The organism is Streptomyces sp. NPDC059785 (genome assembly GCF_042732375.1).
GTDB lineage: Bacteria > Actinomycetota > Actinomycetes > Streptomycetales > Streptomycetaceae > Streptomyces.
Map to the genome: position 1 here is coordinate 105,144 of NZ_JBHWHV010000007.1, position 23,667 is coordinate 128,810.

At 71.2% G+C, this 23,667-nt stretch carries 18 protein-coding genes, 1 tRNA gene and 2 pseudogenes; 11 read left to right on the plus strand and 10 right to left on the minus strand.

Annotation, left to right across the window (positions count from 1 at the left end):
* The first annotated feature begins 84 nt into the window (after positions 1–84).
* On the plus strand, positions 85–2,181 hold the full coding sequence (locus tag ACFV6E_RS07635; RefSeq protein ID WP_385459886.1) for an FUSC family protein: 2,097 nt from the start codon (positions 85–87) through the stop codon (positions 2,179–2,181).
* A gap of 112 nt (positions 2,182–2,293) precedes the next feature.
* On the opposite strand, the gene ACFV6E_RS07640 is transcribed toward ACFV6E_RS07635, so the two are convergent.
* Positions 2,294–3,448, minus strand: a complete 1,155-nt coding sequence (locus ACFV6E_RS07640; protein ID WP_385173391.1) for an ROK family protein — start codon at positions 3,446–3,448, stop codon at positions 2,294–2,296.
* A 74-nt stretch (positions 3,449–3,522) separates the two neighbouring features.
* On the opposite strand from ACFV6E_RS07640, the gene ACFV6E_RS07645 reads away from it, so the two are divergent.
* Positions 3,523–5,592, plus strand: coding sequence for an alpha-galactosidase (locus ACFV6E_RS07645; RefSeq protein ID WP_385459888.1), 2,070 nt, complete (start codon positions 3,523–3,525; stop codon positions 5,590–5,592).
* A gap of 18 nt (positions 5,593–5,610) precedes the next feature.
* Here the strand turns inward: ACFV6E_RS07645 and ACFV6E_RS07650 are convergent, their stop codons facing one another.
* On the minus strand, positions 5,611–6,588 hold the full coding sequence (locus ACFV6E_RS07650; RefSeq protein ID WP_385459890.1) for a helix-turn-helix transcriptional regulator: 978 nt from the start codon (positions 6,586–6,588) through the stop codon (positions 5,611–5,613).
* 98 nt (positions 6,589–6,686) lie between these two features.
* Here ACFV6E_RS07650 and ACFV6E_RS07655 point away from each other — a divergent pair, with 98 nt between their 5' ends.
* Positions 6,687–7,109 carry a VOC family protein gene (locus ACFV6E_RS07655; RefSeq protein ID WP_385459892.1) on the plus strand — a complete coding sequence of 141 codons (423 nt, stop codon included), beginning with the start codon at positions 6,687–6,689 and terminating at the stop codon, positions 7,107–7,109.
* Positions 7,110–7,199: 90 nt separating this feature from the next.
* Positions 7,200–7,442 (plus strand): annotated as a pseudogene (locus ACFV6E_RS07660) (aldo/keto reductase); the annotation flags it as partial.
* Here the strand turns inward: ACFV6E_RS07660 and ACFV6E_RS07665 are convergent.
* Positions 7,361–8,155, minus strand: a complete 795-nt coding sequence (locus ACFV6E_RS07665; RefSeq protein WP_385460029.1) for an aldehyde dehydrogenase family protein — start codon at positions 8,153–8,155, stop codon at positions 7,361–7,363. The pseudogene ACFV6E_RS07660 and the gene ACFV6E_RS07665 overlap by 82 nt on opposite strands.
* A 158-nt stretch (positions 8,156–8,313) precedes the next feature.
* Between ACFV6E_RS07665 and ACFV6E_RS07670 the strand changes: the two genes are divergently transcribed.
* From ACFV6E_RS07670 to ACFV6E_RS07685, 4 genes are all read left to right on the plus strand, one after another.
* A complete protein-coding gene (locus tag ACFV6E_RS07670) occupies positions 8,314–8,685 on the plus strand; it encodes a hypothetical protein (protein ID WP_385459894.1) in 372 nt (123 codons plus the stop codon).
* Complete coding sequence (locus ACFV6E_RS07675; protein WP_385459896.1) at positions 8,682–9,689, plus strand: dihydroxyacetone kinase subunit DhaK; 1,008 nt, start codon at positions 8,682–8,684, stop codon at positions 9,687–9,689. The genes ACFV6E_RS07670 and ACFV6E_RS07675 overlap by 4 nt, the downstream gene beginning before the upstream one ends.
* A complete protein-coding gene (locus ACFV6E_RS07680) occupies positions 9,686–10,330 on the plus strand; it encodes a DAK2 domain-containing protein (protein WP_385459898.1) in 645 nt (214 codons plus the stop codon). Before ACFV6E_RS07675 ends, ACFV6E_RS07680 begins: the two co-directional genes overlap by 4 nt.
* A gap of 167 nt (positions 10,331–10,497) precedes the next feature.
* Positions 10,498–11,118 (plus strand): TetR/AcrR family transcriptional regulator, encoded by a 621-nt coding sequence (locus ACFV6E_RS07685; protein WP_385172865.1) that lies wholly within the window; start codon positions 10,498–10,500, stop codon positions 11,116–11,118.
* Here the strand turns inward: ACFV6E_RS07685 and ACFV6E_RS07690 are convergent.
* Complete coding sequence (locus tag ACFV6E_RS07690; protein WP_385459900.1) at positions 11,099–12,463, minus strand: MATE family efflux transporter; 1,365 nt, start codon at positions 12,461–12,463, stop codon at positions 11,099–11,101. The two genes, ACFV6E_RS07685 and ACFV6E_RS07690, sit on opposite strands and share 20 nt — an antisense overlap.
* Positions 12,460–13,446, minus strand: a complete 987-nt coding sequence (locus tag ACFV6E_RS07695) for a phosphotransferase family protein (RefSeq protein ID WP_385459902.1) — start codon at positions 13,444–13,446, stop codon at positions 12,460–12,462. Before ACFV6E_RS07695 ends, ACFV6E_RS07690 begins: the two co-directional genes overlap by 4 nt.
* Positions 13,447–13,894: 448 nt before the next feature.
* Between ACFV6E_RS07695 and ACFV6E_RS07700 the strand changes: the two genes are divergently transcribed.
* Entirely contained in the window at positions 13,895–15,034 is a 1,140-nt protein-coding gene (locus ACFV6E_RS07700) for a cytochrome P450 (protein WP_385459904.1), read from the plus strand.
* A gap of 74 nt (positions 15,035–15,108) precedes the next feature.
* Complete coding sequence (locus ACFV6E_RS07705) at positions 15,109–16,452, plus strand: glutamate-cysteine ligase family protein (protein WP_385459906.1); 1,344 nt, start codon at positions 15,109–15,111, stop codon at positions 16,450–16,452.
* Positions 16,453–16,480: 28 nt separating this feature from the next.
* Here the strand turns inward: ACFV6E_RS07705 and ACFV6E_RS07710 are convergent.
* Positions 16,481–16,569 (minus strand) — tRNA-OTHER (locus ACFV6E_RS07710).
* A gap of 358 nt (positions 16,570–16,927) precedes the next feature.
* Between ACFV6E_RS07710 and ACFV6E_RS07715 the strand changes: the two genes are divergently transcribed.
* Positions 16,928–18,691: a B12-binding domain-containing radical SAM protein gene (locus ACFV6E_RS07715; protein WP_385459908.1), complete on the plus strand. Its 1,764-nt coding sequence runs from the start codon at positions 16,928–16,930 to the stop codon at positions 18,689–18,691.
* 113 nt (positions 18,692–18,804) lie between these two features.
* Here the strand turns inward: ACFV6E_RS07715 and ACFV6E_RS07720 are convergent, their stop codons facing one another.
* The 4 genes and pseudogenes from ACFV6E_RS07720 to ACFV6E_RS07735 form a co-directional block, all read right to left on the minus strand.
* On the minus strand, positions 18,805–19,230 hold the full coding sequence (locus tag ACFV6E_RS07720) for a nuclear transport factor 2 family protein (RefSeq protein ID WP_385459910.1): 426 nt from the start codon (positions 19,228–19,230) through the stop codon (positions 18,805–18,807).
* Between the two features lie 1,236 nt (positions 19,231–20,466).
* The gene (locus ACFV6E_RS07725) at positions 20,467–21,750 is read right to left on the minus strand and encodes a hypothetical protein (RefSeq protein ID WP_385459911.1); all 1,284 of its coding nucleotides are present in this window, start codon (positions 21,748–21,750) and stop codon (positions 20,467–20,469) included.
* A gap of 243 nt (positions 21,751–21,993) precedes the next feature.
* Positions 21,994–22,505, minus strand: a pseudogene (locus ACFV6E_RS07730) (response regulator transcription factor); the annotation flags it as partial.
* The gene (locus tag ACFV6E_RS07735; RefSeq protein WP_385459913.1) at positions 22,502–23,296 is read right to left on the minus strand and encodes a sensor histidine kinase; all 795 of its coding nucleotides are present in this window, start codon (positions 23,294–23,296) and stop codon (positions 22,502–22,504) included. The gene ACFV6E_RS07735 and the pseudogene ACFV6E_RS07730, both read right to left, overlap by 4 nt.
* Positions 23,297–23,667 lie beyond the last annotated feature (371 nt).

The window sequence follows — 23,667 nt, forward strand, 5'->3', positions numbered from 1 at the left end:
CACGGTGGCAGACTTCGCATCCCGGTGCCGCGCCCCACATAGGTTGTACTTGGCAACCAAAAACGTTAGATGTAGCATACATGTATGAATACCGGCAGGACATGGTGGCCATCCCTCGCCCACACGCTCACGGCGGCGGCACGCGTCGAACGCAGGTGGAGCGATCCGCAGAACCTGATGCGGGCCGCGGTGGCCCTGGTCGCGGGCTCGGTCATCGGCTGGGCCATCGATGACCGCATGGCGTGGGCGATGATGATGGTGGGCACCTTCATCTGCGGCATCTGCACACTCCTGCCCGCCACGCGCACCCGCTTCTCCGTCAGCCTGATCAGCGGCGCCGTCTTCAGCGCGGCGGTGTTCGCGGGCGTGTACCTGCACGAGCTGGGCTGGTGGTTCCTCCCCTTCCTCTTCGTCGGCAGTTACGTCGCCGGTCTGTGGCGCGCGTTCGGCATCGTCCCCGGGATCCGCGCCTGCCTCATGGTCATCGGCGTGATGATCACCGCGGACCTCTCGCCCGGCGTGGACCAGGGCCTGGTCATGGCCCGCTGGATCGCGGTCGGCGCGGCCCTCGTCGTCGCCGCCCAGTTCCTCCCGCCGTACGGCATGCGCCACCACAGCCAGCGCCGCAACCTCGCCGCCCTCTACGACGCCCTCGCCGGGTACGCCGCCGAGGGCCCGGCGGGCCGGCTGCCGTCGACGCCGTTCACCCTCGCCCGTACCGCGCTCGGCGTGCTGCCGTCCTCCGCCCGGCGCCCCGCGGGTCCGCTGTTCGCCCTGTACGGCGCCGCCGAGGAGGTCCGCCGGGCCCTGAAGACGACCGCCCACTCCGCCGACGTACCGCGCACGGCGGTGGCCACGGTGCTGAAGGCCGTCGCCGCGGCGGTCCGCAGCGGCCGCACCGCCGACCTGGACACCGCCCTCCACTCCCCCGCCGCACAGGAACTGGAACGCTGGCGCGGAACCGAAGCCGACCTGGTGCTCCCCCGGCTCGCCGAAGCCCTCGGCATCACCCGGTACACACTGCGCCGCTCCGACCGCCCCGGCGAGTTCGAACTCGGCGAACACCACCTCGTCGGCTTCCCCGCCGACGCGGTCCGCTTCGCCCGGCAGCGGGTGGCCGCGGCGCTGCGCCCCGGCGCCCCGCTGTTCATGAACACCGTCCGTCTCGCCGTGGGCGCCACCGCCGGCGAGGCGATCGGCCGCTGGACCGGCGACTTCGGCGGACACGGCCTGCCCTCCCACGGCTTCTGGGCCGCGCTCACCACGATCCTGGTCCTCTTCCCCGACTACGGGCACACCCTCACCCGCGGCTGGGGCCGGTCCGCCGGCTCCGTCATCGGAGGCGTCGTGGCCTGGGCGCTGCTGCTGCCGGACATCTGGAACCACGGCGCGCTGGTCGTCGCCGCCACCGCGCTCGCCCTGCTGTCCTTCTGCACCCTGCTCATGGGCCAGTGGGTGCTGAACATCTTCATCACCGCCTGGATCGTCTTCCTCATCGGCGGCATCGGTCTGGCCCCGACCACCGAGGCCGCCTGGGGGCGCGCCGCCGACACCGTGGTGGGCGCCCTGCTCGGCATGGCGATCTTCCTGATCCTGCCGACCTACCACCACAACCGGCTGCCCGGACTGCTCGCCCGCTGGGTCGAGGCACAGCGCGACCTGTTCGGCACCCTGCTCGACGGATACGCCCGTGCCGGCGCCGTCGACCCCGCCGTCCTCGGCACCCTGCGCCACCACGCCCGGCACGCCCGTGAACAGCTCGAGGCCGCCATCGCCAGCCTCGCCCACGAGCCGCGCAGTCACCGCGCCCGCTGGAACACCACCGAGCTGGCAGCCATCCAGGCCGCCGTCTTCGACGTGGCCCGCGCCGCCACCCTCGTGCACGGCAGCCTGCCGCGCACCCCCTCGGACGCCGTACCCGAGACGGCGCTGTTCGCCGCCGAGGTCCGCGACCACCTCGACCGGCTCGCCGAGGACCTCGCTCTCGACACCCCGCCGCAGGGCGGCAGCCTGCACCAGGTTTTCGACCGCATCGCGAGCAGCGGCCGCCTCGCCCAGCTCACCGACCCGACGGCACCCGGCGGCGTCTCCCACGCCCGCAGCCGGGCACTGACCGCGTGCCTCCAGACGGTGACATCGGTGGAACACCTGGAACGCGCGGCACTGGGCCGCGCGGCCTGACCCGTACGCCTCCGGTGCCCGGGTACGGGACACCGGCGGATGCGGGACCGCCGCCGCCCTTCCCCACTCGTCCGCGACCTGTCCCTCACGGAAGCGCAGAAGGCGGCGGAGGTCAGGCCGTGAAGAGGGACTGGATGCCGACGGCGGCCGCGCCGCGTGCCCACTCCTCCCAGGGCAGCGGGCGGACCACGAGCGGGCAGCGGGCGGCGGCGCCGAAGGCCTGGGTGGTGAAGGCGGCGCGGATCTGTTCCTCGAAGAGGTCGTACGCGGCAAGGCCCTCGCCGGAGACGACGACCCGTTCGGGCCCGACGAGGTTGACCATGGCGGCGAGGCCGAGGCCGATGGCCTGGCCCGCCTCGGCGAAGACGGCCCGTACGGCGTCGTCACCGCCGTGGGCGCGGTCGATGGCGCCGGCCATGTCGAGCGCCGGATCACCGGACGCGCGCCGGGCGCGGGTGACGATGGCCTCCTCGGAGGCGATGGACTCCACGCAGCCCCGCCCGCCGCAGTGGCACGGGGGTCCGTCGCCCGCGGCGACCGGGATGTGCCCGATCTCGCCGGCCACTCCGTAACCGCCCGCCACCAGACGGCCGTTGACGACCAGGCCGCAGCCGATGCCGACGCCGACGGTGGCCAGTGCGAAGGAGTCGGCGCCCACGCCCTCGCCGAACCACTGCTCGGCGACGGTCAGCGCCTTGACGTCGTTCTCGGCGGTCACCGTCAGTCCGGTCGCCCGGCCGACCAGTTCGACGAGCGGGACGTCACGCCAGCCGAGGAAGGGCGAATAGCGCACCAGGCCGCCCGCGCGGTCGACGTCACCGGAGACGGACACCCCGACGTGGTGGGTGCTCGCGGCGTACTCGGCGGACACCTCTCCCACGAGCGCGGCGATGCCGGCCACGACCTCTTCGACGGCGCGACCGGTCACGGGCATCCGGCGGGCGTCCCGGACCTGGGCCCTCAAGTCGGTGACGACGCCGATGAGTTCGTCAGCGGTGACCTTGACCCCGACGAAGAACTCGCGGTCCGCGCGGACCGCGAGGGGGTGGGCCGGGCGCCCGGCCCCTTCAGCCGTCCGCTCGGTCTGCGTCAGCTCCTCCAGATAGCCCGCCTCGATCATCGGCTTGGCCGCCTTGGTGACCGCGCCGGAGGACAGTCCGGTGAGCCGGGCGATCTCCGGACGGGCGACCGGTCCACGGGTGAGCACCGTGGTGAACACCGTGTTGGCCGCCGGAGACGCGAGCAGCACCGCTCGGTTCAGCACCATGGGGGAAACGTAGAGGCATTAATTTCCTTCGTCAATATTTTGATTCGACGCAGTGGCGCCTAAGCTCCGTGGCCATGCAACAGGTGTCCCCGGTGTCCTTCGACGCGTCCAGCCGCACGTTCCTGCTCACCACTCCGGCCACGTCCTACGCCCTGCGCGTCGGCGCCGACGACGTACCCCACCATCTGCACTGGGGCGCTCCGCTCACGCTCGACCACGCCTCGGCCCTGCCCTCGTACGACGGCGTCGTCAGCAGCTTCGCGTCGACCGGCGGCGAGGAACTGGGAGTCGAGGGCGGTGCGCGGTTCGGTGTCCCGTCCCTGCTCGTGCGGTACGCGGACGGTGCGCGCGGCGTCGAGTGGCACTACGAGGGCCACGAGATCGAGGGCAGTGAACTGCGGGTGCGGCTGCGGGACCGCCACTACCCGCTCGGCTGCACCCTCCACTACGCCGTCCACGAGGACAGCGACGTCATCGAACGCTCGCTGACGCTGCGGCACTTGGGGGCCGCCGACGGCGACGACACGATCGAGGTGCTGCGCTGCGACGCCGCCGCCTGGTCCGTCCCCGCCGCCTCGGGTGTGCGGCTGAGCCATACGGTCGGCCAGTGGTCGGGCGAGACACAGCTGCGCCGCACCGAAGCCCCGTACGCGGAGACCGTCTTCACCAGCCGGCGCGGAGTCTCCGGGCACTTCGCCAATCCGTGGCTGATGGTCGACGCGGGCGACGCCGACGAGACGGGCGGCGAGGTGTGGAGCATGGTCCTCGCCTGGTCCGGGAGCTGGCGGATCACCGCCCAGCGCGACTTCACCGGCGCCCCGTTCACGGTCACGGGCGGCGCCGGACACGACGGCATCGGCTGGCGTCTGCGGCCCGGTGAGAGCCATCGGACCCCCGTGTTCGCCGGGCAGTACAGCCGTGGCGGCTTCGGCGCGACCAGCCGTGGCTGGCACGCCTACATCGCCGCGCACGTGCTGCCCCGCCCCGACGAGCCGCGGCCGGTCGTCTACAACAGCTGGGAAGCCACCGGCTGGAACGTCACCCTGGCGGGACAGCGGGCACTCGCCGAGCGCGCGGCGGAGCTCGGGGCCGAGCTGTTCGTCGTCGACGACGGCTGGTTCGGAGCCCGCACGGACGAACGGGCCGGGCTCGGCGACTGGCATCCGGCCCCCGAGCGGTTCCCCGACGGTCTCGGACCGCTCGTCGACACGATCCGCGGCCTGGGCATGCGGTTCGGGCTGTGGGTGGAACCTGAGATGACCAATCCGGACAGCGACCTGTACCGCGAACACCCCGACTGGGTACTGCACATGCCGCACCGGCGGCGCACGGAACTCCGCCACCAGCTCGTCCTCAACTTCGCCCGCACCGACGTCACCGAGTGGGCCTTCAAGTGGCTCGACCGACTCGTCGCGACGTACGCGATCGACTTCCTCAAGTGGGACATGAACCGGGCGTTCACGGAAGCGGGCTGGCCCGCGGGGCCCGACGCCGAGCGCCTGTGGAGCGACCACACACGCGGGGTGTACGCGGTCATCGACCGGCTGCGCGCCGCCCACCCGCACCTGCGCATCGAGGGCTGCGCGGGCGGCGGCGGGCGCGCCGACCTGGGCATGCTCGCCCGTACGGACCAGACCTGGATCTCCGACAACACCGATGCCGCGGACCGCATCGGCATCCAGCACGGCTACAGCCAGATCTACCCGGCGCGCACCATGTCCGCCTGGGCCACCGACAGCCCCAACCCGTACACCGGGCGCACCGCTCCCCTGCGCCACCGCTTCCACATCGCCATGGCCGGGGCCCTCGGCATCGGCGGCGATCTCTCCCGCTGGAGCGACGCAGAGCTGGCCGAGGCCCGCGAACTGGTCGCGCTCTACAAGGAGATCCGCCCGGTGGTCCAGTTCGGCGAGCAGTACCGCCTTGACGACGCCGTGCAGTACCGCACGGACGACCGCGTCGTGGTGATCGCCTGGGGCCGGAGCCGCGGTCTGCGCCTGGCCGGTCTCTCCCCCACCGACATCTACACCGACGAGGCCACCGGCGCGGAGCACCACGGGGCGACGCTGCTCACCCACGGACTGCCCCTGCGGCTGCCGAAGGAGGACGGGCCGAGCGCGGTGGTGCGACTGCGGCGGCGGTGACGGCTGCCGCCCCGCGGCCTACGTCGTGGGTCCGGTCGTACGGGCGAGACGCTGGGCCAGGTGCGCGAACGCGTGGGTGAGCTCGGGCGGGCCGACGACCGTGATGTCGGCGTCGAAGCGGGCGATGGCGGCGGCGAGAGCGGTCCAGGACCAGGACCCGAGGGTGAGTCGGCACCGGCCCGGGCCGAGTTCTTCGAGGACGCCGTCATGGACGTAGGGGGCCAGGGCGGCGGCGTCCACGCCGAGGACGACGGTGCCGGTGCACGGCCAGGCACCGGTGGTGTCGGTGGAGCCGCGGAAGCGGCTGGTGACGAAGGCGGCCACGTCGCCGCCGGGCAGTTGCCGCGGGCTGAAGCGGGGTCCGTTGGGGGTACGCAGGGTGATCCGGTCGGCACGGAAGACGCGCCAGTCCTGGCGGTCGAGGTCGAAGGCGACCAGGTACCAGCGCCCGTTCGAGGTGACGACGTGGTGGGGTTCGACGCGGCGCGGGGGCCGGTCGGGGTCCTCGGCGCCGTAGTCGAGGCGCAGGGTCTCGTGGCTGTGGGCGGCGGCGCTGAGCGCGAGCAGTTTGCCGCCGTCGACGGCCGCGGCCGGCCGTGTGGTGGGCTGGGCGACGGCGGTGACCCGCAAGGGGTCAATGCGGTTGCGCAGCCGGGCGGGCATGACCTGGCGGATGGTGTGCAGGGCCCGGGCGGCCGCTTCGGCGTGGCCGCTCGCCGGGCTGGTGGCGGCGACCTGGAGGGCGAGGGTGAGGGCGATGGCCTGCTCGTCGTCGAACAGCAGCGGGGGCAGGTCGGTACCGGCCCCGAGGCGGTAACCGCCTTCCGGTCCCTTGGCCGCGGCGATGGGGTAGCCGAGTTCGCGCAGCCGGTCGACGTCACGGCGGACGGTGCGCAGGCTGATGTCGAGCCGTTCGGCCAGCAAGCTGCCGGGCCAGTCGCGGCGGGTCTGCAACAGCGACAGCAGGGCCAGGAGGCGAGCGGAGGTTTTCGGCATGCCCCTGATTCTCTTCCGAGAAGGTGACAAACCCTGTCACCTACCCTTGCGAGTCTTTCTCCTGTCGGCAAACACACCTCTTGAGCAGGAGAAACATCATGAGCGTCACCACCACCGTGCATCTGAACTTCCGGGACGAGGCCCGTGAGGCGCTGGAGTTCTACCGGTCGGTGTTCGGCGGGCAGGTCGTCGCGGTCACCTGCGGCCAGGCCCAGGCCGTGGAGCACCCGGCGGACACCGACCGGATCCTGTGGGGCGAGGTCCGCGCCGAGAACGGCTTCCACGTCATGGCTTACGACGTCCGCGAGAACCAGACGTACGACGCGGGCGACCGGCCGTTCTTCGTCTCGGTCCGCGGCGAGGACGCCGAGGAGATCACCGGCTACTGGAAGGGCCTGTCCGAGGGCGCCACGATCATGACGGACCTCGGCCCGTCCGGGTGGGCTCCCCTGTACGGGATGGTCAAGGACCGCTACGGCGTCATCTGGACGCTCGACGTCGCCGTTCCCTATGCCGGCTGACTCCCGGCCGCGGGCGCACGGCGCGGCATGAAGGTGTGCCGTGCCGTGCGCCCGCACAGTGTCCGGTCACTCCCTGGGAAGGCGGCTTTCGTGCGTATGCGTACCCTCGGCCGCACCGGTATCCAGGCCAGTCCCTACTGCCTGGGCACCATGAAGCTCGGCCCCTACGGAAACCCCGATCCCGACGACTGCGTCCGGATCATCCACCGGGCCCTCGACTCCGGCATCAACTTCATCGACACCGCCGACGTCTACGGCGGCGACGGCGCGACCGAACGGATCGTCGGCAGGGCCCTGCGCGGACGCCGCGACGACGTGGTCCTGGCCACCAGAACGACGGGGTTGGTCGAGCCCAGTTCGCCGTAGAAGGGGATGGGGTCGGGGCGGGCTGCGGCCAGGTCGAAGAGGTGGCGTCCGCCGCGGGTGGAGCCGGTGAAGCCGACGGCCTTGATCCGGCGGTCCCTGACGGCCCGCTTGATCCGGCGGTCCCTGACGGCCCGGACGCCGGACCGCTCGCCCTCGACGAGCTGGAGCAGACCGGCCGGTGCGCCCGCCGCGTCCAGCGCCGTGGCGGCGCCGGACGCGGTGCGCCGGGACAGCTCCGGGTGGCCGGGGTGGGCCTTGACGACGACGGGGCAGCCGGCCGCCAGGGCGCTGGCGGTGTCGCCGCCCCGCACGCTGAGGGCGAAGGGGAAGTTGCTCGCGGCGAAGACCAGGACCGGGCCCAGCGGCACGGTGGTCCGCCGGATGTCGGGGCGGGCGCCCATCGGCCGGCCGGGGTCCGCGTGGTCGACGGCCACGTCGTCCAGCGCGCCGGAGCGGAGCCGTTCGGCAAAGAGCCGGAGCTGGAAGGTGGTGCGTCGCAGCTCGCCGGTGAGGCGTGCCTCGGGCAGGCGTGTCTCGCGGTGCGCGAGCGGCACGAGGGTGCCGGCGTCGGCGTCCAGCGCGTCGGCGACGCCGGTCAGCAGGCGGGCACGCCCGTCGGGCGTGGCGAGCCGGGCGTGTCCCGCCGCGGCCTCGGCGCGGGACAGCACGTCGTCCAGCATGTCGGTCCCGGTGGAGTGGGGCTGGGGCGTGGGGGTGTGCACGGTGGACCTCGAGGCAGATGGCGTTCGGGGCAACGCCGTCAAGCGGGTGGGGTTCAGTCGATGCCGGCGCCGGTGCCCTCTTCCAGGCGGTCCTGGCCGTACCGTTCTTCCTGCTGATGGAGACAGGCCACTTCTGGGGGTACGTGATCGGCATGACCCTCGGCCTCGGTATCGGACACGCCGCCATGTACGGCGCCCAGGGCGCCCTGTTCGCCAACCTGTACCCGGTCGGCGTCCGCTACACCGGCCTCTCCATCACCCAGCAGATCGGCGCCACCCTCGGCGGCGGACTCTCCCCGCTGATCGGCACCGCCCTGCTGACCGCGGGCGGCGGCCACTGGGCCTGGCTCATCGCCTACTGCGTCGGCGTCGCCGTCCTCTCCGCGCTGGCCGCCACCCGGCTGCGCCGCGGCGAGGCACCCGCCGCCCAGGGTTCCACCGCACCACAGCACCTCCAGCACCTCCCCGAAAGGACCCAGGTTCCGTGAACCGACTGTTCCTGCCCGACCACGACGCGGTGGAGCAGGCCCTCCACGGCCTGGCGCTGGCCCACCCCGGGCTGCTCCGCGTCAACGAGGACCCGCTCTACGCCGTCGCCCGCGAGCGGCACCCCGACCGCCGCGTCGGGCTGGTCTCCGGCGGCGGCTCCGGCCACGAGCCGCTGCACACCGGCTTCGTCGGCCGCGGCATGCTGGACGCCGCCGCGCCCGGCCGGATCTTCGCCTCCCCGCACAACCGCCAGATCTACGAGGCGTCCAAGGCCGCCGCCGGCCCGGACGGCGTACTGCACGTGGTGAAGAACTACACCGGCGACCGCATCAACTTCGGCATCGCCGCCGAGCGACTGCGCGCCGACGGCATTCCGGTGCGCCGCGTCCTGATCGACGACGACCTCGCCACCGAGAGCGAGGAGACCGCGACCGGCCGGCGCGGCACGGGCGCCACCGTCCTGGTGGAGAAGCTGCTCGGGGGCGCCGCCGACACCGGCCTCGGCCTGGACGAACTGGCCGGCCTCGGCGCCGAGTTCGCCGCCGCCTCGCGGTCCATCGCCGTCGCCGCCCGAGCACAGACCTCGCCCTCGCGCGGCGGCGAGGCGTTCGAGCTGCCGGCGGGCACCCTGGAGTACGGCGTCGGCATCCACGGCGAACGCGCCGCCACCACCCTGGAGCACCCCGGCTTCGAAGCCCTCGTGGACCGCATGACCCACCAGGTCCTCGACGCCCTGCCGCAGGCCGAACGCGACGTCCTGCTGCTGGTCGGCGGGCTCGGCGCGACCACCCTGCTCGAACTGCACGCCGTGCACGCCCGGGTCGCCGGCCTGCTGGACAAGCGCGGCCTGACCGTGACCGGCCGCCTCGTCGGCACCTTCGTACCGGCACTCGACATGAGCGGCTTCTCCCTCACCGTCACCGCGTTGCGCGACGACTGGGCCGCCTACTGGAACGCCCCCGCCCGCACCGCCGCCTTCCCCACCCTGGAGGCCACCCGATGACCACCGACCAGCGGACCGTCCTGCGCACCTACACCGACGCGGTGCACACCGCCCACGACACGCTGACCGCCCTGGACCAGATCTCCGGCGACGGCGACTTCGGCGACAACATCGCCGAGGGCCTGGACCGGACCGCCGCGGCCCTGGAGAAGTCCCCCGGCGAGGCGCCCTTCGCGGTCGCCGCACGGATCTTCCTCGACGAGGTCGGCGGCACCAGCGGCCCCCTCATGGGGCTGCTCTTCCAGGAGATCGCCTCCGCCTTCGCCGCCCACGACGACGACCGGGCGGCCTGGCGCGCGGGCGTGCGCGAGGGCCTCGCCGCCATCCAGCGGGTCGGCGAGGCCCAGCCCGGCGACCGCACCCTGGTCGACGCCCTGGTGCCGGCCCGGGACGCCCTGGACGCGGGCGCCGACGTACGGGACGTCGCCGTGGCCGCCCTCGACGGCGCCCGCGCCACCGCCGACCTCCGCGCCCGCATGGGCCGCGCCTCCTACGTCGGGGAACGGGCCCTGGGCTTCCCCGACCCCGGCGCGACGGGCGTGGCCCTGCTGTTCTGGTCCCTGGCCACCGCCGAGGGCCACTCCCCTGGCGACCTGGCGGACCAACTCCCGTCCGTCGACACCGCGGGCACCGGCGGCTGAGCGGCTGCACGGACAGGCTTCTCGCGTTTCCGGTGCGTTACCCGGGCACGTACGCCGTCGGACGCCCGCGCGCTCGTACGGCCGGGGCAGCTCGCACGAGTTGCCCCGGCCCATCACGTCATCACCTGCACGACGGTGGCACGGAGCGCTGCTGCGATGATGAGGGCATGTCTGCTGGTGAAGCCAATGTGCCGGGGTCTTCGCGGGGGTATGCGAAGGGGCGCGCCCGTCGTGAGCAGATCGTGTCGGCGGCTGCCGAGGTGTACGCGGATGTGGGGTATCACGGTGCCTCGTTGCGGGAGATCGCGAAGCGGGCCGGGATCAGCCACGTGGGTCTTCTCTACTACTTTCCCAACCGCGAGGCGCTGCTGACGGCGGTGCTGGAGCGCCGGGACGAGGAGGACGACGCGCGGGTCGCGCCGAAGGTTCCCTCGCCCCGGGCCGCGGTCCGGCATCTGGTCGAGCTGGCCGAATACAACGCTCGGCGTCAGGGGATGGTCGACCTGTACGTGCGGTTGGCCGCCGAGGCCATCACCGAGGACCATCCGGCGCACGGGTACTTCCAGGCGCACTACGCGAAGACACGCGCGTACGTGCACCGTGCGCTGCGGGAGATGGCCGAGCAGGGGGTGCTGCGGGACGGGGTCGACGCCGAGACGGCGGCGGTGGGTTTCGTGGCGCTGATGGACGGGTTGCAGGTGCAGTGGCTGACCAGCCCCGGGGAAGTGGACATGGCGGGGACTCTGCGCGCGTTCGTGCAGCAGCTCCTCAAGGAGCCTTTGCGGTAGCGCCGCGAAGGCGCCGCAGCAGCACCAGTGCCACGGCGGCTGTGGCGAGTTCACCGGCGGCCAGTGCTGCCCAGACGCCGCCGGTGCCCAGCCGGCCGAGTGTCACGATCAGCGGGATCTTGATCAGTAGCAGGCTGCCGATGGATGTCAGGTACGCGGGTGCGGGCCGGCCCAGGGACTGGGAGTAGGCCGCCACCAGGGGGCCGATTCCGGCGGCGGTCAGGCCGACGGCGATGACGCGCAGTGCCCGTCCGGCGGTGGTGACGGTGCCGGGGTCGTTGAGGAACAGTCCGGCCAGGGGTTCGGCCAGCAGGGCGAGGGCCGCGGCGGTGAGCAGGCCGTACAGCAGGGACGCGAGCAGGGCGAGATCGCGGGCGCGCAAGGCGCGGCCGGTCAGGCCACGGCCGCTGTTGAAGCCGACGATGGGCTGTAGTCCCTGGCCGATGCCGGTGTGCGGCATCATCACGAACGTCTGCAAGCGGGCGCAGACGGCATAGGCGGCCAGCGCGGTGGCCGATCCGGTGGCCGCGAGGGTGGCGTTGACGAGAACGGCCAGGATCGTGACGCCCGTTCCGGCCAGGAACGAGGGCAGGCCGATGCCCAGCAGGGCCCGCAGCGTCGGTCCGTGGGGCCGCAGATCCCCCAGGGCGATGCGGTAGGGGCGGTGGCGCTGCGCGAAGAAGAACCACAGGCTCATCACCGCGGAGACGGCCTGGCCGCCGACGGTGCCCAGGGCGGCGCCCCGCACCCCCATGCCGAACCCGAAGATCAGCAGCGGATCGAGCGCGATCTGCACGGCGACGGGCACGAGCCACAGCAGTGTCGAGTAGCCCATCCTGCCCTCGGCGCGTACGAGGCTGGAGAAGCCGGTGGAGAGGAGCGCTCCGCACAGCAGCACGACGGCGTAGGGGCGTGCGCTCTGGCGCAGGCCGCCCTGGGCGCCGAGCAGTGTGAGCAGCGGGTCGAGGAAGGTCAGTCCGAGCACGGTGGTGGCGGCCGCGCAGGCCCAGAACAGGGTGAAGGAGTTGCCCGCGGCGCGCGCGGCGGCCCGCCGGTCCCCCGCGCCCAGGGCACGGGAGACGAGGGAGGCGCCGCCCGCGCCGACGGTGGTCGACACCGCGCCAAGCAGCAGCAGGAGCGGTGCGACCAGGTTGACCGCCGCCATCGCCGTGTCGCCCACGCCATGGCCGACGAACCAGGCGTTGGTCAGGGCGTAGATGCCGTAGACGCCGACTGCGGCCGTGGTCTGGGTGCAGGCCCGCCACAGCAGCCGGCCCACCGGCTCGGTGCCGAGCGAAGTGGTGCGGTCGGCTGCCGTGGCGGGCGCGGCGCGTCGGCGCGTCACCGGCGGGTGCGGCCGAGCAGTGCCATCGCTTCGTCGAGACGGGGGCGGGCCCAGTCGTACTGCTTGCTGTCGGTGTGGCCGCGGTACACGGTCTCGATGACCATGATCAGCATCAGGTGGAGGCAGTACAGGCGGCGGCGCACCCGCTGGGTCTCGGTCAGCTCGGTGTGGTCGTAGCCGCGCATGAAGGGTGTCGCGTCGCCGAAGGCGGATATCTGGGTGCCCGTGAAGCCCGCTTCGATCAACGGGTCGCCGTAGACGGCGCGTTCGTGGTCGATGATGCAGGCGATCTTGCCGTCGCGGACCATGACGTTGCTGTCCCACAGGTCCCACTCGACCAGACGCGGTTCGGTCACCTCGTCGAGGCTTCCCGCGTGTTCGGCCACCACCGCACGTACGACGTCGTACTCCCAGCCGATGTCGACACCGCGGCGTTCACCGTCGGCCAGGACGTCCTCGACGATGCCGGTGAACACCCGCCGCCAGCTCGGATCGTGGGGCCCCGCGAGCGGGCCGAAGCCGGGGCCGCGGATGGAGTTGATCTCGCGGTTGGCCGCACCGAGCTGCTCCGTGTATGCCTCGCGCTCGGCGGCGGGAAGCCCCGCGGAGACGATGCCGAGGTTGTCGGCGTCGATGTACGGCATGAAGAAGTAATCGGCGTCGCACAGGTCGTGGCTCTGGTCGGCGAAGTGGACGTCGGGGACCGGCACCGAGGTGTGCGTGCGGATCAGGTCCAGCGTCTTCAGCTCGATCGACATCGCGCCGCGCTCGTAGGTCATGACCTCCACGTGCGGAGGCGGGGCGATCTTCAGGACGACGTCGGCCCCGTCCCGCAGCCGGATGCGGTAGGCGACGTTGAACCAGCCGTGCCCCAGTTCGCCGGCCCATGAGTCCCCGGCGGGAACCTGTTCGGCTCCGTAGGCGCGCTCGATCATGGCGCGCAGCGTCCCGGGGGACTGCCGGTTCTTGGTGATGCTCTCCACGCCCTGTCCTTTCGGTGGTGGCGGTAGTTCGCGAGGGCGGCAGAAATACTTACCACGTGGTCTAGATTTCCGTCAGGGCGAGTGTACGTTCGTACGCGCCGAGAGTGAAGGGCTGTGCGGCTGCCGCGGCGAAGCCGTCGCAGCGCCCCGTTCCCCGTGACGACGCCCCCGTCAGCGCATCGCGCCTGCGCGCACATCGCACGTATCGTCGTGGAAAGACCCTTCCTCGGTGCCCGATCGGTGTCGATGGGCCCGGTCGAGTCGCTCCTCAAGGGACGACTGGCGTACCGCGCGAGGGACCACCGCGACCATCACCACAACCTGACCACCGCCTCGTACGAGGGGGAACGACATGCCTCAGGCCCCCAACGCTCCCACCGCCACCGCCCTCGCCCCCGCCCCCTGGCCGGCCGAACGCGCTCCGGGCTGCCCGTTCGACCCTCCCCCCATGACGACCGACCGGCTGGCCCGCGCACCCGTCTCCCGCGTCTCGCTGTGGAACGGCCGGACGGCCTGGCTCATCACCCGGCACGCCGACCAAGTCGCCCTGCTGCGCGACGGTCGTATCAGCGCCGACAACACCCTTCCCGGCTACCCCAGCACCAGCGCGGGGAGCGAAGCCGCGCGCGCCTACAGCCGGTCCTTCATCTCCATGGACAACCCGGAACACAACAACCGGCGGCGCGCCTACATGCCGTACTTCACCGTCAAGAACACCCGGCGGCTGGCCCCCCGCATCCAGCACGTCATCGACGGTCTGCTCGACGCCCTGGAACAGCAGGGTCCGCCCGCCGACCTCGTGCCCGATTTCGCGCTGCCCCTGCCGTCCCTGGTCATATGCGAACTGCTCGGTGTCCCCTACCGCGACCACGCGTTCTTCCAGCGGGCCAGCACGATCGTGGTCGACACCCGCGCCACACCCGAAGCGGTGCTCGCGATCTCCGAGCGTCTTGTCGCGTATCTCAGCGACCTCATCGAGTACAAGCTGAACAACCCCGGCGACGATCTGCTCAGCCGCATCACGTCCCGACAGATCGCCGCCGGCGTCAGCACGAAGGAGGAATGCGCCACCGAGGCCCGCCTCCTTCTCATCGCCGGACACGCGACGACCGCCAACATGGTCGCTCTGGGGATCTGCGTCCTCCTTCAGCACCCGGAACAGCTCGCCGTCGTCCGTGACGGCACTTGCGACCAGGTGGCCAACGCCGTCGAAGAACTGCTGCGGTACCTGACCATCTTTCACCTGGGGCAGCGCCGGGTGGCTCTGGAGCCCATCGAGATCGGCGGTGTGCGGATCGCCGCCGGTGATGCCGTCATCTGTGCCGGTGCCGCCGCCAACCGTGACCCGGCGGTCTTCGAAGATCCCGACCGCCTGGACGTCGGCCGGCCGGCCCGCAGGCACCTGGCTTTCGGTTCGGGCCCCCACCAGTGCCTCGGCCAGAACCTCGCCCGCGTGGAGCTTCAGCTGGCCTACCCTGCGCTCTTCCGCCGTTTCCCCGGCCTCCGGCTCGACTGCGGACCGGACGACATCCCGTTCAAGACGGCCATGGCGATCTACGGGATCCATCGCCTCCCGGTTACCTGGTGACGTACCGGACAAATGCCATACTCGAGATGACGGTCGGTCGCGTCCGGGTCGCGTCCGGGTGAGGAGAGTCGGCGGTGGCCACACAGGAGAGGCAGCACGACGACCTCAGGACGGTCTTCACCCCGGCGGCGGCCGAACGCGTCGGGGTGGAGGTCGAGTGCGGGGTGGTGGACCCGGGCACCGGGCGGGCCGCTCCCTACCGGGGGCCGAACGGCGTGCTGGCCGTGCTGCGGGCGGTGCTCGCCGAGTGGGGCGGGGAGGCGCTGTACGACGCCGGTGAACTGGCCGGAGTGCGCCTGGCCGACGGCGGACTGCTCGGCTTCGAACACGGCGGTCAGATCGAGTACTCGGCCGCCCCGGCCGCCGACGTGGTGACGGCGGTGACGACGGTCAGGGACGTACTGGAGCGGTTGTCCGAGCTCGCCCGGCGGTTCGGTCTGGCTCTGCTGCCCGGCGCGCACCTGCCGTTCAACCGGATCGAGACCGTCGACTGGGTGCCGCTCGCCCGTGGCCGCCTCCTGCGGGCGCACTTCGCGGACCTCGGCCCGGCGGGCAGCGGCGGTGCGGAGATCCTGGCGCTGTCGACGTGCACGCAGGTGCACCTGGACTACCTGTCGGAGGAGGACTTCACCGCGAAGCTGCGCATGCAGGCGGCAGCGTCTCCGGTGGTCACGGCCCTGTTTGTCAACTCCCCGCTGCACGACGGCCGGCTCGACGGGCTGCTCTCGCGCCGGTCGTGGAACTGGACGCGCACGGACCCGGCGCGCTGCGGCCTGGTGACCCCGGCACTCAGCGGCGCGGCGGGCTTCGACGACCTGACCGAGTGGGTGCTGGACAAGCCCATGGTCTTCTACCGGGACGGGACGGACCAACTCCGGCGGGCGCCGGAACGGCCGTTCGCGTCGCTCCTGCGGGACGGGTTCGACGACGGTTCGCTTCCTGACCTCGGTCACTGGGACGCCCACCTGTCACAGATCTGGACGCATGTGCGCGTGCGCCGGACGCTGGAGCTGCGTGCCGCGGACGGACCGGCCTATCCGCACCTGGCCGCCGTGCCGGCCCTGTGGGCGGGGCTCAGCTACGACCCGGTGGCGCGTTCGGACGCCTGGCGGTTGACGGGGCATTACACCGCGGGGCAGCAGCGTGCCGCCATGGCGAAGATCCCGAGGACGGGGCTGGACACCCGGCTCGGCCCGGACCGCGTGCGCGACCTCGCCGCCGAACTCGTACGGCTGGCGCGGCGGGGACTGGCGGCGCGGGTGACCGCCGGACGTGAGAGCCCGCGGGTGCTGGAGTACCTCGATCCCCTGGACGAGGTACTGGCCACGGACCGTACGTTCGCCCAGCAGTGCGCGCACCGGTGGCGCACGGATCTGCGGGGTGACCCCCGGCGCTACGTGGCGGCATACCGGGTCTGAGACCCGGTCCCGCTGCGTTCTTCGTCGGTGCCGGGGGAAGGTTTCGAACCTCCACGCCCCTTGAGGGGGCACTCGATCCAGAGGATCGAGCGCGTCTGCCTCTTCCGCCACCCCGGCCCGTTCCGCGGCCCGTCTGCCGCCGATGCAGGGCACGCTAACGAATACATTCCGGGCTAGGAAGCAGCGGACCGCTTCAGGATGAGAAATGACTGATTTCAGCGCACCGAAGAGTGTGCGGGATGCCCGTGTTGAATGAACAAGCTGGCGGTGCGGGCACATGACGGGTTTCCGGCCGCTTCAGACGTTCGCTTGTCGGCCTGGGCAGAATTGGCTACGTTCTAATTTCCTCGTTTCCTCGAAGCAAGGCAGTTACCTCCGGTAAGGGTACTCTTTCAGTGGAGTGACGACACCAGTGACTGATCACCGCTTGGTATATCTGACATACCCACCGGCATCCAGCATCTGGCATCTACCCATGGGCATCGCCTACCTCGCCGGTTTCCTCCAGGCCCGCGGCCACAGCGTGGTACAGCATTACGGCCACATCGAGGCTGTCGAGTACGTACTGCGGCGGCACGGAGGCGAGCCCGTGGACAAAGCGCTGGCCACCGTCCGCGCTCCGGACGCGACGGTGCTCGAACGGCACGACGCCCGCGTCCTCTTCGAGCGGATATCGGCGGGCATCCCGTCGGCAACCGAACACTTCACCGTCCAGCGCAACAACGTCATCTGCGATTCACGGCTCTTCAAAGGAGACGTCGGCCAGATCCTCGCGGCGATCGACCAGCGCGAAAGGCACATATTCCACGACTACTTCGCTGAAATCGAACTCGCCCGCATCCGGGCCGTCGCCCCGGACGTCGTCGGCATCAGCGTCGCCGACGAACGGCAACTGGTCAGCGCCTGTGTACTGGCCAGTCTCGTGCGTGAACAATTACCGAGGACCCGGCTCCTCATGGGCGGCAACTACTGGTCCCGCGTCACGGACGCCTACCGTGACCCACGATTCGCCGTTCTTTTCGACCACTGGGACGCGATCGTCTATTCCGAGGGTTTCCAGCCCATGGCCGACCTGGTCGAGGGAGCCCATCCGGCCACCGTGCCGGGTGTCGTCCGGCGTGACGGCGATACGGTGCGTCTCACTCCGCGCACCCCGGCACCCGTCGACTACGAGACACTGCCCACTCCCGTGTTCGATCGCGGCATACGGCAGTGGTGCCCCGATTTCGTGCCCCCGCTGTACACGATGTCCAACTGCCCCATGCGCTGCGGGTTCTGCTCGATAGCCGCCGGCAGTGACACCTTCCTGCACAAGCCCCGCGTGATGTCCGAACGGCGCGTCGCCGAACACATCGCCGCGCTCGGTGCCACACGTATCGACTTCGTCGACGAATACCTGACCATCCCCCGGCAGTTGAAGATCGGCCGCGAGCTGGCGCGGATCGGCCACCGCGCCAGCTGGCAGTGCTACCTCACCGCGAGCGACCAGCTGCTCGACCCGGGCCGGTGCCAGGCACTGGCCGAGGCGGGCTGCACAGCGGTCCAGCTCGGGCTGGAATCCCTCGACCCGGCCACCCTCCGGCAGGAGGCCAAACCCTGGAACCACCCCGCCAACTACGGGAAGATCCTGCACAACCTGTACGACGCGGGCATCCAGGTCCACGTCTTCATCATCGTGGGGGTGCCCGGCGAACCGATCAACCGGTCACTGCGCTGGCTGTCGTTCCTGGAGGAACACGGCGACCACGTCCTGACCATCAAGTCCGGCCGCTACCGGCTCACCCGCCGTGCCCCGGACGAACTCCTCGCCACCCAGCACCGGCTGAACGGACTCCAGGTCATCGACGGGGACACCCAACCCCTCAACCTCAACCGTGACCAGTTCCGCTACACGACCGGAGGACTCAGCCGCAAGCGCGTGGAGGCGGTGCGCGACCTGCTGGAGGAGGCGTGCCACCGGCACTGGGCGTACCAGATCACCTCCAGCCTGCCCTGGTGGACCAACCGCGGCCGCTACACCCTGGACGAGCTGCGCACCGCGGCCGCACACCTGCGTGCCCGGCGGCCCGCCGAGCCACCGGTGCCGGCCGGCCACCTCAAACGAAGCCTGTCCAAGGTCACCAGCGCCCTCCACGACGAACTCGACCTGCGCATGACCCTCACGTCGTTCGAGCAGGCCCGCGACACCGCCACGCGCCTGCGCGCAGACGACGAACAACATGCGGGAGCCGTCTCCTAGGTTCGATGCCGTGATCCCGTCGGCGGTCCCGTAGGTGTTCAAGCGGTGTCGGCTTCAGCGGGGTCGGCCCCCACCCGGCCGCCGCGCCGAACCCGCGTGCTGTCGTCGGGCCCTCACTTCCTGGCGTTGGCGAGTCCCAGGCCGTCCATGTAGTCGCGGGCCCGCCTGATCAGCCCGTCGTGGACGTCGAGTATCAGGAGACCGGGGACGGTGAAAGTCGTGCGCCTGGCCGGCAGCGTCGCCACCACGACATGCTCGGCGACGATCACTTCCGGTCCGGCGGTCTCGTAGACCGCGATCTCCCTGACCTCCCGCACCTGAACGGGACTGCTCCCCCAGGCCGCCCGGTAACCCGCCCGCACGGCCTCGCGCCCCTCGTAGCGCGCAGGGAACCCGGGAGAGGTGAACGGGAACTCGTGCACCGCGTCCACGGCATACAGGTCAGCGAGATCGTCCGCGGACTTGTCGAGCATGGCCTGGTAGTAGCGGGCCAGCACCTCGCGAGGCGTTGGGTGGGCAGATGTGTCCAGGTGCGGCACGGGTCTTCTCCATTCGCTCGACGCTTGCTGCCCCACTCGCCGTTGAGCGAGCCGGGACAGCCAGCCAGGCTAACGGCTCATGGAGACAACGCCGATGTGCTCGCCGGACGCAGCGCACAGCCGTCCCAGCACCTCGCGACATCTACCCCATGAGGAAGCCCGCTCCGAGCCTTTCTCCAGTTCCTGGGACACAACGGATCAGCACGCCCCCCGCTGGGAGACCTTGAGCCGCAGGGGGATGCGCCGCAGCAGCCGCGCTACAGCCCGTCCGAGGACGCCTGTGAACGCAACGGCCCCATACCTCGACCGAGCCCTCGCGCCACTGCGCCACTGCGCCACTGCGCCACTGCGCCAACCCTGACCTGACCTGCACCTTCGAGATACGTCCCGCCAGGTCAGGCTTCGCCGGGCATTTTCCCCTTCGCTGGTGGCGTTCCGTGGCCTCCCATGCCGCTGTCTCCCATGCCACCACCCGGACCGCTCGCCCGGCATCAAGCCGGACGACGTGCCCTCGCCCGGCATCAGGCCTGGTGATCCGCCCTCGCCCGGCATCAGGCCTGGTGATCCGCCCTCGCCCGGCATCAGGCCTGGTGATCCGCCCTCGCCCGGCATCGGGCTCGAGTCCGTCCGCACACCGCCCGGAGACGCGGGAGGCGGTGCGGTGCCCGCTCCCGCCGGGGCCGCCTGCTGGGCAAGGGCGGTCAGCGACTCCGGAGCGTCGGCCGGAACGGCCGCCACGGCCACTTTGCGTACCCCGGGGTCGGAGTCGGCCACCAGCTCGCTGAGAACGCCCGCGGCGGACTCCGTCGGCAGGTTCACCACGGCGCCGGCAGCCGCCACCCGCAGTACGGGCGCCTCGCTCTGCACCGCGGCCGCGACCACGTCCCGGCCGGTGCCTCCTTCCAGGAAACTGGCCGCGTACGCCGCCTTCGCCGCGAGCAGTTCGTCGTCTCCGACGACGAGCGCGCGCAGGTGGGGCAGGCTTTCGGGGCCCAAGCGCGCGGCGGCCGGAAGAGACCACGACGTTACCCGCCCCTTTTGCGACAAGGGCCCGCTGGATTCGGCCAGAACCAGGGTGTGAACGGGGGCCAGTTATGACATTGAGGACACTGCGTTTGATGCACACCGCACCTGGCTGTTCCGCTCCCCCGCCCAGCCGCTCACCAGCCCGAGACCCCCGCCCGGCCATGTACTCACCGCCTGCCGCCGGGCGGTCGGGACGTCGGCCGGATCAGGTCAGTCGGCCTCTTTCAGACATCTGAGAGCATGGCGGAAGTCGTCGAGGGCGGGCCCGAACTCGAAGACGGCGGTGTGGAAGGTCGATCGGTCGATCAGGCTCCTGGCCAGTGTCCGCTTTCCGTCTGCCGGGTTCTGCTGAGACAGCCGACGGGCCAGGCTCACTCCGTCGTCGAACAGGGAGCGCACTCGCTTCGCGAACTGAGCCATACGGTTCTCCCAGTAGACGGCGGAGCGGACGGTGAGGACCCGATGCAGCCGGACCAGTTCGGCCAGATGCCGGTCCGGATCCTCGGTGGCTCGCGCGGCAAGGGCGTCCACCTCTTCGCGGAGGGCATGAAGGTTGTCGAAGTAGCGCTGCCTGGCATCGGGCGACCACTGCACGGGCGCCGCCCCCGAAGGCGGACGCGGCCCATCGGGCGCAGGCCGATCGCTTTCCGCACCGGAGAGGGTCAGCAGCACCACCCAGAACGACGTCTGATAGCCACTCCAGGACTTCCGCTCACCGGTATCGGCCAACTCCGTCAGCAAGGCGAGTGCCTCTTGTCGCACGAGGGCCGCCTGCTCGCCCCGGCCGTGGGTGTCGAGCATCTGCGCGTACCCGATGAGCGAGTACAGATGGCAGGCCATCGGACCGCGGTCGTTCGCGGCTTCGGCCGCTTCCATGCTGACGAGTGTCTCGAACGCGGCGAGTGTCTCGCTGGACCGGCCGGCGTCGTGGAGAGTGGCGATCCAGTCCAGGAGTGACCAGGCGAGAATCCCGCAGGCCGTCCCATCGGCCAGCTCTGCTGCGACCAGTTCGGTCATGGCATCGGCGGCCTCGGCATACCGGCCCTCCTCGGAAAGTCCGGCAGCCCACTCATGCAGCCCTGCGGCCACGGAGTTTCCGGACAGTTCGGCTTGTGCACGGCCAATGGCCAGCATCTCGGCGCGCATGGCGAGTCCTTCGGCGCGTTGACCCAGGCTGTACAGCTCTTGCTGGCACGTGTCGAGGGCCCTGTAAAGAACATCCGCGCGTGAGGGTTCGGCCGGATCCATGGACCGCGCCACAGCCACCGCCTCCTCGCGCAACGCGAGACAGGTCGCATGCTTCTCGTCGGCGCCGGTTTCGTAGCTCAGCCGTTGCAGCGCCCTGACCAGGAGCGGCAGGTACGAGGCGGGGCTGACCTGGGCCAGCACTCGGTAGGCGTCGACTTCTTCGCGCGGCGTGCGACGACCCGATGCGAGCAGCACGTTCCGCGCTCGCAGGATGTCATCCTGATCGACTTTCTCCGAGTGATTCATGACGGGGATTCTGGGTGTCCCGGTGAGGGCCGAACAAGGCTCGTCACCTGTGCCGTTCCTCCTACGAAAACGTCCTCTGACCTGTCATGATGGATGTGACATCACTTTCCCGGGGCTTACTGGCGAGCGGGCTGTCAGTCCTTGCGGAGTTGTTTGCGGGCAACCTCCTCGGCGTAGCCGGGACGGGAGTTCTCGGAGGTTCGCGGCAGCCTGAGTCGCGTCCCACTTCTCGATCTTGGATGGGATGCCGCGTCCTACCAGGGTCAGCACTTCCCTCTCCCGCGCGGTGATGCCCTCGATCGGCCGGATGGAGCGCGCCGTGGCTGCCGCGGAGCGCCCGATGAAGTCCGCGATCAGACGGCGTGGCACCCCGGGCGCGATCAGTGCGTCGCCAACGGCGACCACGCGGATCGCCGCGAGGATGTCGTCCAGCGCCATGTCTTTGACCACGAAGCCATTTGCGCCGGCCCGGAGCGCGCCGTAGACATGGTCGTCCTCGTCGAAGGTGGTCAGGACGAGGACGCGTGTGGTCGCCGGTCCGGTCGTGATCAGGCGGTGGCCCCGATCCCGTCCATGCCGGGCATCCGGATGTCCAAGACCACGACATCGGGGCTGACGTGCCTGACGAGTTGGACGGCCTCAGCACCGGTGGCGGCCTCACCGACGACCTCCAGATCAGGGTGATCAGCCATGATCACCCGTAGACCGGACCGAACCAGCGGCTGGTCGTCGGCGAGCACCACACGGACGGTCACGGGGCTTCCACCCGAACTCCGGCGGGCGCGGGCAGCGGCAGCCGGGCCGCCACCCGGAAACCGCCCTCAGAGCGCGGCCCGGCGGTGAAGTGACCGCCCAGCAGACCGACTCGCTCCCGCATCCCGATGATGCCGAAGCCGTGGTCCCAGCTGTCTTCCCTGGCGCCGCGCCCGTCGTCGACGACCTCCACGGACAGCTTCTCGTCCCCGTAATCGATGGCCACCCGGCAATGCCCGGTGGCCGCGTGCCGGACCACGTTGGTCACCGCCTCCTGCACGATGCGGTAGGCGGACAGGTCGATGTCGGCCGGCACAGGACGCCGTTCCCCGGTGCAGCGTACGTCGACGCGTACCCTCGCGCCCGCGGTCGCCGCTACCAACCGTTCGAGGTCCGCCAGCCCCGGCGCGGGCGCGTGCGGTGACTGCTCCGGGGCGGTCGTGCCCCCCATGGCCACCGAGAACTCCGTCGCGGTGACCAGGTCGTACCGCGAGTTGTCCACCGACACGGTGTAGGCGGGCAACGTCTCGCGGATGTGCTCGGACACGGCCGGCTCGGGCAGCCCCTGGGCGAGGCCGAACACCTGGAACTCGACCGCGGCGACGATCAGACGCAGTTGGTCGGGCCGGAAGCCGCCCTTGAGCAGCGCGGCGAACATCGGCTCGTAGACCGCGCTGGCACGTTCGCTGGTGAACGTGGTCGCGAAGATGAGCGGCAGGATGCGCCGGTGCCTGACGTGCAGCGCGGTGAGCCGGCGCAGGAGACCAGCCACGGCCTCACGCCGGTCGTGCACGGGCCCACCGGCTCCATCTGTTCAAGCATCCGCAGCCGGGCGAGATCGATGACCTGCGCCCGGCCGGTCACGTGGGAGTAGAGCGGGGACGGGGCGACGCCGAGGTGCCGGGCGAGCTGGACCATCTGGACGTCGCCGGTGCTCTCGACGAGTTCGAGCGCACCGTCCGCGATCCGTGTCGCGGACAGCAGCGGCGTTTCGGGCCTGACCATGCCCGGCGTCCTCCTTCTTCGGGAACGGCACGCGCAAACGCTGCGACCAACCGGTTTCCGCCGGGGTGCGGATGTCCGGGTGCTTGTCCGGGCGAGGCCGTGAGCTGCCCGGACAGCACCGGAGGTGTCCGGGACAGCCGTGCGCACTTGCCCGGCTTC